General features: G+C 60.1%; 11 protein-coding genes. 6 read left to right on the top strand and 5 right to left on the bottom strand.

Annotated elements, in window-relative coordinates; all coding sequences use genetic code 11:
- Nucleotides 1-2 precede the first annotated feature (2 nt).
- From gndA to PYK22_RS10130, 3 genes are all read right to left on the bottom strand, one after another.
- The gene (gene gndA, locus PYK22_RS10120) at nucleotides 3-1445 is read right to left on the bottom strand and encodes an NADP-dependent phosphogluconate dehydrogenase (protein ID WP_041976850.1); all 1443 of its coding nucleotides are present in this window, start codon (nucleotides 1443-1445) and stop codon (nucleotides 3-5) included.
- Between the two features lie 10 nt (nucleotides 1446-1455).
- On the bottom strand, nucleotides 1456-3165 hold the full coding sequence (locus PYK22_RS10125; protein WP_060635549.1) for a hypothetical protein: 1710 nt from the start codon (nucleotides 3163-3165) through the stop codon (nucleotides 1456-1458).
- Nucleotides 3166-3557: 392 nt separating this feature from the next.
- The gene (locus PYK22_RS10130) at nucleotides 3558-3956 is read right to left on the bottom strand and encodes an ArsR/SmtB family transcription factor (RefSeq protein ID WP_041976853.1); all 399 of its coding nucleotides are present in this window, start codon (nucleotides 3954-3956) and stop codon (nucleotides 3558-3560) included.
- A gap of 122 nt (nucleotides 3957-4078) precedes the next feature.
- Between PYK22_RS10130 and PYK22_RS10135 the strand changes: the two genes are divergently transcribed.
- Together PYK22_RS10135 and PYK22_RS10140 are read left to right on the top strand one after the other, a co-directional pair.
- The gene (locus PYK22_RS10135) at nucleotides 4079-4498 is read left to right on the top strand and encodes an ArsI/CadI family heavy metal resistance metalloenzyme (protein ID WP_041976855.1); all 420 of its coding nucleotides are present in this window, start codon (nucleotides 4079-4081) and stop codon (nucleotides 4496-4498) included.
- A gap of 16 nt (nucleotides 4499-4514) precedes the next feature.
- Entirely contained in the window at nucleotides 4515-4961 is a 447-nt protein-coding gene (locus PYK22_RS10140) for an arsenate reductase ArsC (RefSeq protein WP_041976858.1), read from the top strand.
- Nucleotides 4962-5080: 119 nt separating this feature from the next.
- Here the strand turns inward: PYK22_RS10140 and PYK22_RS10145 are convergent, their stop codons facing one another.
- Entirely contained in the window at nucleotides 5081-5557 is a 477-nt protein-coding gene (locus tag PYK22_RS10145; protein ID WP_041976861.1) for a Spy/CpxP family protein refolding chaperone, read from the bottom strand.
- 183 nt (nucleotides 5558-5740) lie between these two features.
- Here PYK22_RS10145 and dxs point away from each other — a divergent pair, with 183 nt between their 5' ends.
- Nucleotides 5741-7681 (top strand): 1-deoxy-D-xylulose-5-phosphate synthase, encoded by a 1941-nt coding sequence (dxs, locus tag PYK22_RS10150; protein ID WP_041976863.1) that lies wholly within the window; start codon nucleotides 5741-5743, stop codon nucleotides 7679-7681.
- A gap of 170 nt (nucleotides 7682-7851) precedes the next feature.
- Here dxs and PYK22_RS10155 read toward each other — a convergent pair whose 3' ends face one another.
- Nucleotides 7852-8544 (bottom strand): metallophosphoesterase family protein, encoded by a 693-nt coding sequence (locus tag PYK22_RS10155; protein ID WP_041976865.1) that lies wholly within the window; start codon nucleotides 8542-8544, stop codon nucleotides 7852-7854.
- A 176-nt stretch (nucleotides 8545-8720) separates the two neighbouring features.
- Between PYK22_RS10155 and PYK22_RS10160 the strand changes: the two genes are divergently transcribed.
- The 3 genes from PYK22_RS10160 to PYK22_RS10170 all read left to right on the top strand — a co-directional run bounded on the left by PYK22_RS10160 (nucleotide 8721) and on the right by PYK22_RS10170 (nucleotide 11709).
- On the top strand, nucleotides 8721-9518 hold the full coding sequence (locus tag PYK22_RS10160) for a TlyA family RNA methyltransferase (RefSeq protein WP_041977283.1): 798 nt from the start codon (nucleotides 8721-8723) through the stop codon (nucleotides 9516-9518).
- Between the two features lie 465 nt (nucleotides 9519-9983).
- Entirely contained in the window at nucleotides 9984-10646 is a 663-nt protein-coding gene (locus PYK22_RS10165; RefSeq protein WP_041976866.1) for a hypothetical protein, read from the top strand.
- A gap of 187 nt (nucleotides 10647-10833) precedes the next feature.
- Nucleotides 10834-11709 (top strand): NAD(+)/NADH kinase, encoded by an 876-nt coding sequence (locus PYK22_RS10170; RefSeq protein ID WP_041976868.1) that lies wholly within the window; start codon nucleotides 10834-10836, stop codon nucleotides 11707-11709.
- Nucleotides 11710-11762 lie beyond the last annotated feature (53 nt).

The following is an 11762-nucleotide window of genomic DNA, read 5'->3' on the forward strand; positions in this document are numbered from 1 at the left end:
CGTCATTGGTCCGCCGCTCGTTCCCAATCGGTATGGATGTGGCCCAGTTCGGGTTTGTCCGCGCGCTCGTAGGTGTGTGCGCCGAAAAGATCGCGCTGCGCTTGAGTCAAGTTCTGTGGCAGGCGCTCGCTTCGGTAACTGTCGAAATAGGCGAGGCTCGCCGCCAGTCCCAAGCACGGGACGCCGTCGTTTACGGCTAGGCTGACAGCTCGTCGCCATGCTCCTTGCAAAGGGATGATCAAGCGCGCGATCTCCGGATCGAGCAGAAGGTTAGGCAACCCTTTGTCCCGCAGGTAAGCGTTTTTCACTCGATCGAGGAGGCGCGCGCGGATGATACAGCCTCCCTTCCAGATGCGCGCCACCTCGCTCAGGTCTATTCCCCAATCGAATTCGTTAGAAGCTGCGCGGATCAGCGACATGCCTTGCGCATAGGCGCAGAGTTCCGAGGCGTAGAGCGCGTCATGCAGATCCTGCGCGATGCGCTCACGTTCGTTGATCTCCCTCCTGCCTTCGTTCGCCGCTTCTTCAAAAAGGCGCGCCGCCCGAACGCGCTCCTCTTTCAAACTGGATATGAGTCGCGCTTCGACCCCGGCATCTATCGTGGGAGTTGGAACGCCCAGATCGAGCGCCGTCTGCGTCGTCCACTTGCCGGTCCCTTTCTGCTCGGCGCGATCGAGCACGAGATCGACGAGCGGTTGACCCGTCTCTCGATCGCGCACGCGAAAGATCTTCGCCGTGATCTCGAGCAAGAAGGATTGAAGCGCCCCGGCGTTCCATCGGTCGAAAACTTGGGCCAGTTCTTCCGCCCCTAGGCCGAGCGCGCGGCGCATGATGTCGTAGACTTCGGCGATCAATTGCATCACGCCGTACTCGATCCCATTGTGGACCATCTTGACGAAATGCCCAGCTCCATCGGGACCGATGTAGGCAACGCAAGGACCGTCATCCGTCTTCGCCGCGATGTCTTCGAGTATCGGTCGCAGTTCATCGTAGGCCGAGCGCGAGCCGCCGGGCATGAGCGATGGTCCGAAGAGCGCGCCGCGCTCGCCGCCCGAAACGCCCATGCCGATGTAACGCAATCCGCGAGCGTTCAGCGCGGCGGCGCGCCGCCGCGTGTCTTCAAAATGAGAGTTGCCGCCATCTATCAAGATGTCATCGCCTTCGAGGTATGGGATGAACTGTTCGATGGTCCAATCGACGGGCGGTCCAGCTTTGACCATCATCAAGATGCGACGCGGACGCTTCAAAGCGTGAACCATCTGCGCCGGATCCTTGAAGATCGCGATCTGCTTGCCGCGCGCCTCACCTGCCGCGAAAGTCTCGGCGAGTTGCGGATCGCGCTCCCAGGCGGCGACGCCATAGCCGTGCCGTTCAATGTTGAGCGCGAGGCTCGAACCCATAACGCCTAATCCGACGATCCCTATGTCAGCAACCTGTTGTTCCATATCCCAACGCTTACCTGGTTCGATCTAAACTTTGCACCGCTTCAAGCAGAAAGTTCAATCCTCCGGTGTCGTGACGAAAATGTAACCGCAACGCGCGCCGTCGCCGACCGAGCAGGGCAGCGAAATCGCCGAGCGCTTGCGCCCGTTCGAGCGCGCCGAAGCTGTATCTCTCGCCGGGGACGGGGAGGTCTTGGCGAGCATCGGCTGTGATCAGCAGGAATACGCCCGTGTCCGGTCCACCCTTATGCAGTTGCCCTGTGGAGTGAAGATAACGCGGCCCATATCCGGCGGTGGTCGCCACGCGCAGACGATCGAGCACGTGGCGACGTATTTCGCTGAGCAGCGCGTCGTGTTCCTCGTTCTCTTCGAGGTAGACGAGCAGCGCGATGTAGTCGCGCCCCATACGCGCCTGCGCGAGGTGCCGCCGGATCAGTTCTCGCGCGTCGTCCGAATCGAGATCGCTCGAGCGCGGGCCGTAGATCAGAACTTCGTCCGTCGCTAGCAGCGGTTCCTCTTCGGGCAGATCTCCCGTCTCCGCGAATTGTCCAAGCAGCGCGGCGGTGCGATCCTTGCTCTCTTGGACGTTCGGCTGGTCGAATGGATCGATGCCGAGAAGCGCGCCAGCGATGGCCGTCGCCATCTCCCACGTGAAGAACTCAGCCCACAGCTCGTGCGCGCCGCTGATGGAGCGCTTGAGGATCGGGTGAGCGCGGGAGGCGAGCGCGTCGAGTTTGCGTTCGATCTCTTCATCAGGCTCGCCCGCCTGAATGGCGACGAAGAGACGATCATCGGCGTAATCTTCCGGTTCGCCCAAAGGCTCGCCGGCGACGGGCACGATCCCCACCCCTTCTTTGCCCGTGCTTTCGGCGATCAGTTGCTCAACCCATAGGCCAAACGATGAGATCCGTCCGTTTGCGATGAGCGTCAACTTGTCTTGACCTTCGCGCGCGCAGGCGCCCATCGCAACGCCTAGCCGCGCCGCCGGATTCTCGCGCACGGGCACATCAGGGCCACACGCGCGCATCGCCGCTTCAGCGCGCTCGAGCGCGCGCGCAACGTCAAGCCCCATGAGCGCCGCGGGAACGAGTCCGAATAGCGATAGAGCCGAATAGCGCCCACCGATGTCCGGCGGGTTCGTGAAGGTCCGGCGAAAGCTTCGCTCACGTGCCAAGCGTTCGAGCGGCGTCCCCGGATCGGTAATGGCGATGAAGTTATGACCAGCTCGCTCGCCGCGCTCTTCGCGCGCGCGTTCGTAGAAGAATTTGAAGAAAGAGAGCGGTTCGATGGTCGTGCCCGATTTTGAAGAGACGACGAAGAGCGTGCTTTGTGGCGAGATGCGCGAAGCGAAGTTCGCCACCGTATCCGGATCGGTCGAATCGAGCACGAGAAGTTCGGGCCAACCCTCGAGCGCCCCGAAAGTGCGGCGCAAGACTTCCGGACAAAGGCTCGATCCTCCCATGCCGAGCAGCAGGATGCGTTCGATCCCATCATCGCGTATCGCGCGCGCGAACGCCTCTATTTCGCCCGCGTGCGCGCGCATCTTCGCCACAACGTCGAGCCAACCGAGCGCATTTCGGATGATCTTCTGATGCTCTTCTTCTCGCTTCCACAAGGAAACGTCCTTGGTCCAAATGCGCTCAACGACTCGCTCTTCTTCGATGCGGCTCAACTCCTCATCGATGAATGAAGCTTTCTCGCCAAGGTTTCCGTTGATTCCCATTCAACAAGCTCCTTCCAAATTCTCTCGCGTCGAGTTGCCTTTACGATGGGACAAAACGCGCGTCGGATCCGGTCCAGTCGCGCGAACGCTTCGTCGAACCGGCACGCCTGCTCATCGAACAGAAGCTCATCTCAGCTGGGGTCGTAGATCGTCGTCGAGCGGAAGCGCAATTCCGTTGAACGATCGCGAGCGCTCGTCGAAAGCGCATCCGTGCGCGGCGAGAACTCTCTCGATCCGCCCCGGCAGAAACCCCATCCCTGAGGCTGAGGTTGGGCGCTCTCTTCGCCCCCAGCCTTCTCGCTTGTCCCTCGAGCGCTGGCATCGTCATCACGGCCCCTTGCAGCGCAAGAGAAGCATAGCACGGAGCAGAAAGGTTGGCTAACGCGCGGATTCTAGCCTCGACCGAGCGATTTTCGCCCCGCCGTGAGCGGAATCGGACGCGGAGCGTCGCGTAAAAGCGCACAGCACTTCGATAAACGGGCGCGGTCGCGCGCCATCTGGCGGTCCTCGCGCAAACACGCGCGCACTTCGCGCAAGATCCGCGCCGCATGTTCGTCTTCGGGCTCGACGATGCGATAGTAGATCCATTTGCCTTTGCGGCGCGCTGCGGTGACTCCGGCGCGCCGCAGATAGGCGAGGTGGCGCGAGATCTTCGGCTGAGGCATCTGCAGGGCTTCGACTAGGTAACAGACGCAGATCTCCGAATCGTCCAGCAGATTGAGCAACCGCAGGCGCGTGCGATCGGCCAGCGCGCGGAACAGGCGCTCTAGATCGAATTCGTTTTTGGTCATGGCGATGGCGATTATACCATGCGGGGGAAGATTACACATACGGCTTGACATATATGTCGTGGATCGGTATAGTATCCATTCATTCGCTTAGGCGAATATGAATCCACTGTTCGGAGGTTCGGATGAAAGAGATCAAAATACTGAAGCCGCATGTCGCCATCAACGTGCGCGACGTGCAGCGAAGCGTAGATTTTTACCGGCGCATGTTCGGCGTCGAACCGGTTCGCGTGCGGGCCGATTACGCCAAGTTCGATCTGGATGATCCGCCGCTCAACTTCGCGCTCAACCGGCGTGCAAATGTTGGCGACGGCGCGCTCTCTCATCTAGGCATTCAAGTCGCTTCGACGGAAGATGTCCTGAAGATGCGTGCGCGATGGGAGGCTGCCGGCCTTCTGACGCGCGATGAGATGCAGACCGTTTGTTGTTATGCGTTGCAGGACAAGGTTTGGGTGACCGATCCCGACGGAAACGAATGGGAGGTGTTCGTCGTGCTCGAGGGCGATCTGCCGGAGAGAGGCGGAACGGTGGGATGTTGTGCCTGAAGCTATGGAGCGTAGAATGAGTGGCGAACGAACGAAGCGACGTGTGCTTTTCTTGTGCACCGGGAACAGCGCGCGTTCGCAGATGGCCGAAGGTTGGTTGCGCGCTTTGGGTGGCGACGCTTACGAAGTCGCGTCAGCCGGCACGCATCCCTCTTCCGTCCATCCATTGGCTATCGAGGTGATGCGCGAACGCGGGATCGATCTGAGCGCGCATCGTTCGAAATCGGTCGAAGATTTCGCGGATGCCGAATTCGATCTCGTGATCACCGTATGCGATGTGGCCCGCGATTCGTGCCCGCTCTTTCCGGGGAAAAGAGGTCTACACTGGAACTTGACCGATCCCGCTGCCGTCGAGGGCGATGAGTCGACGCGGCTGGAAATCTTTCGGCAGGTGAGTGACGAAATCGAGCGCCGAGTGCGGGATCTGATCGCGCGAGAGGGGAAAGTCTATCCAGCTAGCTGAAGCGCTGAGCCGCGCGATCAAGCGATGACGCGGATGAGGAGCGGTCCTGCTCTCTGAGAGGCCGCTCCTCATCCTTTGCGACGCGCGAGTGGGCTAGCGCTTTCCTCCCGTCGCGCCCTTCAATTCGAAGGCGCATTGCTGCGTTTCTTACGCCATTCCTCGCGCTTCGCTTTAGCCTGCTGTTCAAGTTGTTCAAATTGCGTGCGCTGCTCTGGCGTCAGGACGTTGAGTATATCGGCGCGCATTTGCTGTGCGCTCGCGTCCAAAGCCGCGCGCAATTGCTCAACGCGCGCCTGTTGATCAGCCGTGAGCGAGCCGTTGGTGCGCCGCTGCTCGAAGAGCTGCCTCAGTTCGTCGCGTTGAGGTTTGGTCGAAGCGGCGTAATTTTGCATGATGGTGCGTATCTGCTGATGCTGTTGCTCGGTCAGGTTGAGCTGGCGAAGGAGGCGCATATCGATGACTCCTCCGCCCATACGGTGTGGCACCATCTTGCCCCAGCGGGGTTGGGCGCCGCTCGGCGGAGTCGTCTGTTGCGCCATCGCCACGGAAGCGAAGAAGACGAGCAACCCCAAAGTGATCCCGATAGCTCTTCTCATCCTTATCCGATCTCCTTTTCCCATAAGTTTATTCGGCTCAGCAGACTGAATCTGCAGTCTCTTCTGACACGCTACCCTTTTTGACGCTTCAGCGGCGCCTTTGGTTTGAATTTAAAATTTCCTTTCTAAGGCGAACGATCTTGGTTTTTGCTGCGTGCCGGAGGTTGGTAAAATACGCGCGCGATGGAACTCTTACAGACGATCAACTCCCCCGAGGATCTACGCCGGTTGCCGCTTGACCTGTTGCCGAAAGTGGCGCAGGAGGTGCGGCAGTACATCATCGAGACGATGTCGCGCATCGGCGGTCACACTGGCGCGTCGCTCGGCGCGGTGGAACTTGCGGTCGCGCTCCACTACGCCTTCGATACGCCGCGCGACCGGTTGGTTTGGGACGTAGGTCATCAAGCCTACGCGCACAAGATTCTGACCGGAAGGCGCGATCAATTTCCGACCATCCGCCAGTATGGCGGGTTAAGCGGCTTTTTGCGGCGCGATGAATCCGAGTACGACACGTTCGGCGCGGGCCACGCTTCGACATCGATCTCGGCGGCGCTCGGCATGGCGATCGCGCGCGATCGCAAGGGCGAGAACTACCATGTCTGCGCGATCATCGGCGACGCGAGCTTGCCGGGCGGCATGGCGATGGAGGCGATCAACCAGGCGGGCCATCTTAAAACCCGTTTGATCGTGCTTTTGAACGACAATGAGATGTCGATCGCCCCATCCGTCGGAGCCTTGACCGGTTACCTGAACCGCATACGCGAAGCGCAGGGTTACCACCGGTTCAAAGACGAGATCGGCGAGACGCTCCGTTCGATTCCGGGCGTTGGCGAACGCCTCCACCAGGCGGCCAAGACGGTCAAGGATGCGATTGCGGCTGCCGTTTTGCCAGGCGCGCTCGTCAACGAGCTCGGTTTCAAATACATCGGTTACATCGATGGCCATGACACGACGGCGCTGGTGCGTGCGTTGCGCGAAGCGCAGCAGATCAAGGATGGGCCGGTGATCGTTCATGCCCTGACGGTCAAAGGCAAGGGCTATCCGCCAGCGGAGAAGAACCGGTATAAGTGGCACGCTTCTGGTCCGTTCGATATTTCGACGGGCGCCGCGATCAAATCAGCGAAGCCTTCGCCTCCCACATACACCTCGGTCTTCAGCAATGCGCTCTGTGAGCTGATGGCGAAGGACGAGCGCATCGTGGCGATCACGGCAGCGATGCCAGATGGGACGGGGGTCGATCAGGCGCTGGAGAAGTTCCCCGGGCGCGCCTTCGATGTCGGCATCGCCGAACAGCACGCTGTAACGTTCGCTGCTGGTTTGGCGTGCGAAGGTTTGCGTCCGGTGGCGGCCATCTACTCGACCTTTTTGCAACGCGCGTTCGATCAGATCGTACACGACGTTTGCATCCAAAATCTGCATGTCGTCTTTGCAATGGACCGCGCCGGGATCGTCGGCGCCGATGGGCCGACGCATCATGGCCTGCTCGATATCGCCTACATGCGCATCGTTCCGAACATGGTCGTGATGGCGCCCAAAGACGAGGCCGAATTGCGCGACATGCTGTTGACGGCCATCGAACACACCGGCCCGATCTGTTTCCGCTATCCGCGCGGCGCTGGCGTCGGCGTCCCGCTCGATCGCGAACCTCAACTGTTGGAGATAGGCAAGGCTGAGATCTTACGCGACGGCGGCGAAGTGGCGCTGCTCGCTTACGGTTCAATGGTCCATCCATCGCTTCGCGCCGCAGAACAACTGGCCAAAGAAGGGATCGAAACGACAGTCGTCAATGCGCGTTTCGCCAAGCCGCTCGATGCCGAATTGATCTTGGCGTTGGCGCGAACGAAGCGCCTGATCGTCACGGTTGAGGAGGCGTATCTGGCGGGCGGATTCGGCTCCGCCGTGATGGAGCTCCTCGAAGAGAACGGTCTGCTCGGTCGCGTTCGTCTCGTGCGCATGGGCGTACCGGATCGGTGGGTGACGCACGGGGATCAAAAGCTGCTTCTTGCCAAATACGGGCTCGACGCCGACGGCATCTATTCGCGCGTCAAAGAGTCGTGGGAGGTGATCGAAGAGCGGCGCGTGCGCAGGAAGCGGTTCGAGGTCGATTCGATAGGCGGCGGTTGATTCGCTTCCGCTGTGGCGAGTTAGGTTCACAACGGTCCGCTCACCTAGCTCGTCACAGCGGAAGGGGCCGGGCGTGCTCGCGCGACTCTTTCGCCGGTCCGACCGAATAATCTGCGACGAGGCTCCGTCACCTTGAGGGCGGTCATCTTTGCTCGGTGACCCTTCAGCCGCTAAGAGATAGCGCCCGCCTCTACACGTCCTTCATGTAGATCGACGAGACTAAACTCGCCGTCGGCCAATGATCCGGGCACGATCACCCAAGAGTCGCCGAGCCTCTCCTGTTTGCGCTCTTTCCCGGAAACGAACGCGGCTTTCGGATTGTGCGTTTTGATCAATTCGGCCACGGTCTGGCTTCCGCCTTCGCCCAATCCTTTGTGGGCCGGCGGCGTCGCAAAGAGCAGGAGCTTCGGATAATCCTTGAGCTCCCAGAGGATTTTGAGGCGATACTCCGCTTCCCAGCCCGGATAGCGCAGTTGCTCGCGCTCTTCGCGTGTGGCGTCAGGGTCATCGGCGATCTCGCCGCCCAATCCGGCGACTAGCAGGTGGCCTGGGGCGAAAGCGTAGCTTCCGTGTACGCTGTGCATTTGCGGGTGGACCACTTCGATGTTGGCCGCTTCCCGCAAGTATTCTTCGATGGGCGCATCCTCCGGTCCGGGAAGGTAAAAGGTCGGCAACTCTATCTGGGCCAACAAGCGAAAGATCCGCGCGTAATCGCGCGTTTTGGCTTGACGCGGTGCGAGATTGCCCAAAATGATCAATGCGTCAGCATCCGCGTCGGGAATTAGTTTCGTGAAGCGTTCGAGCTTATCGAGCTCGTTTCGCGGATTCGAAGTGGCGATTATCCTTCTCGTCGTCTTGCGCATGGTACCTCCCCCTCCTCGCTTGTTTTCTCGCTTGAGTTAGAGAGTACTCGCTACGACGCGGAAGATCAACCCGATTGTGGTCCGTGTGGCGAAGCGGCTTCTGCTTTGTCTATACTTAAAAGATGAAGTTTACGGGCGATTCCGTTGTCGATGCTGAACAGTCGCGCGGCGAGGTGATGAGGGCAGGCGTGATGGCGAAGCGTGAACGCATCGATCTACTCCTCGTCGAACGCGGATTGGTCGAATCGCGCACGCGCGCACAGGCGCTCATCATGGCTGGGCGCGTTTTCGTCAACGGCCAGCGAGTGATGAAGGCTTCGGAAAGTTTCGCGCGTGATGCGCGAGTTGAGATCAAGGGCGCGGACGATCCGCTCACACGGTACGTCAGCCGCGGCGGGGCGAAACTCGAGGCCGCGCTCGATCGCTTTCAACTAGACGTGCGCGATCTCCTTTGTCTCGATGTGGGCGCTTCGACCGGCGGGTTCACCGATTGTCTGTTGCGACATGGCGCGCGCCGCGTCGTCGCGCTCGATGTCGGGCGAGGTCAATTGGATTGGCAGTTGCGCAACGACCCGCGCGTCGAAGTGCGCGAAGGCATCAACGCTCGCCACTTGCGACCGGAAGATTTTCCCGAAAGATTCGATCTCATCACGGTCGATGTCTCGTTCATCTCCGTGACTAAAATCCTGCCTGCGCTCGTCCCATTGCTCAAAGACGATGGGCGCATGGTTGTGCTCATCAAACCGCAATTCGAGGTCGGGCGCGGAGAAGTCGGTCGCGGCGGCATCGTCCGTGACGCGGCGAAGCGCGAGCGGGCCGCCGCGATGGTCAACGAAGCGGCGCAAGCGCTGGGCCTGAAGGTTCGTGACATGATCGAATCTCCCGTCCGCGGCGCGGAAGGTAACGTCGAATTCCTCGCGCTCTACGAGAAAGAGGATGGAGAGGTGCGAGGCGAGTTAGACGATGGCGAGTGAGCAGCGAGTTTCATAGGTCGAGTGTCGATCCGAAGCGCGCTCCGGTCGCCTCTCTCGCCCTAGGTCCTTGCGCAGAGGAAGCGCGATTTAGAGCGTGGGAAGATGAGGAAACTCGCGGCTCAATCAGACGAACGGCTTCTTGGGGCGATCGCGGCGCTCGAAACTTTAATCCGAATTGAGGCCACCGTATTTGCTCAAAACGGCGATTGCTAGTGAGCAGTCGTTATAGCCTTCGCTCATCGGGGGCGCCATCTGCTGAATTGAGCGCCTGTGTTGGGCTCAGTCTATCAGCTGTGTAGCTCGCTTGAACGTCCATGTGAAATTTGCCGTCGCGGCGACTCGCGCATGCGGCTCGCTTGAACGTCTGTGTGAAATTTGTCGGGTCAACTCTTCGCCGCGTAAGATACGCGAAGAGCGCTTAAGAAAGATCATTGGGAGCCGGTCGGTCTCCGCTCTCCGAAGTTTATGAGACGATCGACAGAACAAGAAGCTCTCGTGCGGTTGCAGCGTTTGAAACGCGCCTATCAACGCCACATGCGCGTCAATTACGAACACGCGGCGCGCCCATGTCGCCTATGTCCGACGAAGGGCATATGTTGTACTGACGCGCATTTCGTCAACGTGCAGATCACGCGGCTTGAAGCCGTGGCGATTCGCGAGACCTTGCTGCGCACGCCGCGCTTGACGGATGAGGAGAGGCGCGCGGTGTTCCATCGCGCGCAACTCGCGGTCGAGCGCCATGGATTGGCGGTGGCTAGCGATGCGCACGCGCAGACCTTCTCCTGTCCGCTCTTCGATGCGAAGTTCGGATGTTTGGTCCACCGGCGCGCCAAACCCGCGCCGTGCATTCAACATGCTTGTTATGAGAACTGGGAAGATGTGCCGCCCATTGAACTTCAGTGGCGCGTCGAGCGGCGTATTGAACGCCTCAACCGCGAAGTTTACGGCGCGGCGTGGGCGTGGCTCCCTTTGCCGGTGTGGTTGACTCTGGTTGATCCCTCATCGGACGGCGCGCAACTCAAACGATTGGAACGCGAATGGGGCGCGCGAAGCGATGTACGCCGGAGCGCTTTCCTCTATCGCGAATCGAACCATCGGAGGAGCCTACCTGTATTGCATCACCGTTGATGCGTTTGAAGAGCGGTTAACTGCTCGCCTTCGCGCAAGGCCGACTAGAAGGCGTTCGAGCTTTGAAGCGATAGGATCGACGCAGCTTGTTCAAAAGCGTGCGTTGACACATATCAGTGAGCGCACGTATCATCCGGTTCATCGAATTCCATAGAGGATCGCTCTCAAGCGCACTCGGAAGTTTCAGATGTTAAGACCTTCCGTCATCGGCGTCATCGTCAAACCGAACCAACCGGAGGCGACGCGCACGGTCTGCCGTTTGGTCGAGTGGCTCGCCGCGCGAAACGTGCGGCTCATCGGTTGTCCCGAATTGGATCGCGCGAGCATCGAAGCTGAAACCGGATGCGCGGTTGAAACGATGGAGCGCGAGCGGCTCGCTTCCGTTGCCGACCTGATCGTCGTGCTCGGCGGCGATGGCACGATGATTTCGACGGCTCGTCTCGTAGGCGAGCGGGAGATCCCGGTGCTCGGCGTCAACTATGGGAGTTTGGGTTATCTTGCCGATTTTCACACCGAAGAGATGATTCCGGCTTTGGAGGCGATCCTGCGCGGCGACTATCGCCTCGACCGGCGCGTGATGCTCGAAGCGGAGCTCGTGCGCGGCGAACGCGCGTTGACGAAAGATCGCGTCTTGAACGATGTGGTCATCAGCAAGGCGGCTTTGGCGCGCATCATCGAAATCGAAGCGCGCTTGGATGGGCAGTTCGTCAACTCGTTTCGCGCCGATGGATTGATCGTTTCGACGCCGACGGGATCAACCGCCTATAACCTTTCGGCGGGTGGTCCGATCGTCTACCCTTCGATGGGTGCTGTGATCATCACACCGATCTGTCCGCATACGCTCTCGAATCGCCCGATCGTCGTGCCGGATGAGGCGGTCATCGAGCTCCGTTTGAAGACGCGCGAAGAGGTCGCTTTGACGTTGGATGGACAGATCGGATTCCCGCTCGAAGTCGAAGATGTCGTGCTCGTGCGAAAGAGCCGGACGACGTTCAATCTGATCCAGCCGACGAACAGGAATTACTTCGACGTGCTGCGCGACAAACTGCGCTGGGGAAGATAAAGGCGGCGGGAGGTGCCGAGTTCGCGAGATTTTGCGCATCGGGGCGTTTCAGA

The organism is Pyrinomonas methylaliphatogenes (assembly GCF_000820845.2).
Lineage (GTDB): Bacteria > Acidobacteriota > Blastocatellia > Pyrinomonadales > Pyrinomonadaceae > Pyrinomonas > Pyrinomonas methylaliphatogenes.

Bases quoted from the DNA above. Each gene is read 5' to 3' on its own strand.
- gndA (WP_041976850.1), bottom strand. From the start codon at position 1,445: ATGGAACAACAGGTTGCTGACATAGGGATCGTCGGATTAGGCGTTATG.
- PYK22_RS10125 (WP_060635549.1), bottom strand. From the start codon at position 3,165: ATGGGAATCAACGGAAACCTTGGCGAGAAAGCTTCATTCATCGATGAG.
- PYK22_RS10130 (WP_041976853.1), bottom strand. From the start codon at position 3,956: ATGACCAAAAACGAATTCGATCTAGAGCGCCTGTTCCGCGCGCTGGCC.
- PYK22_RS10135 (WP_041976855.1), top strand. From the start codon at position 4,079: ATGAAAGAGATCAAAATACTGAAGCCGCATGTCGCCATCAACGTGCGC.
- PYK22_RS10140 (WP_041976858.1), top strand. From the start codon at position 4,515: ATGAGTGGCGAACGAACGAAGCGACGTGTGCTTTTCTTGTGCACCGGG.
- PYK22_RS10145 (WP_041976861.1), bottom strand. From the start codon at position 5,557: ATGAGAAGAGCTATCGGGATCACTTTGGGGTTGCTCGTCTTCTTCGCT.
- dxs (WP_041976863.1), top strand. From the start codon at position 5,741: ATGGAACTCTTACAGACGATCAACTCCCCCGAGGATCTACGCCGGTTG.
- PYK22_RS10155 (WP_041976865.1), bottom strand. From the start codon at position 8,544: ATGCGCAAGACGACGAGAAGGATAATCGCCACTTCGAATCCGCGAAAC.
- PYK22_RS10160 (WP_041977283.1), top strand. From the start codon at position 8,721: ATGAGGGCAGGCGTGATGGCGAAGCGTGAACGCATCGATCTACTCCTC.
- PYK22_RS10165 (WP_041976866.1), top strand. From the start codon at position 9,984: ATGAGACGATCGACAGAACAAGAAGCTCTCGTGCGGTTGCAGCGTTTG.
- PYK22_RS10170 (WP_041976868.1), top strand. From the start codon at position 10,834: ATGTTAAGACCTTCCGTCATCGGCGTCATCGTCAAACCGAACCAACCG.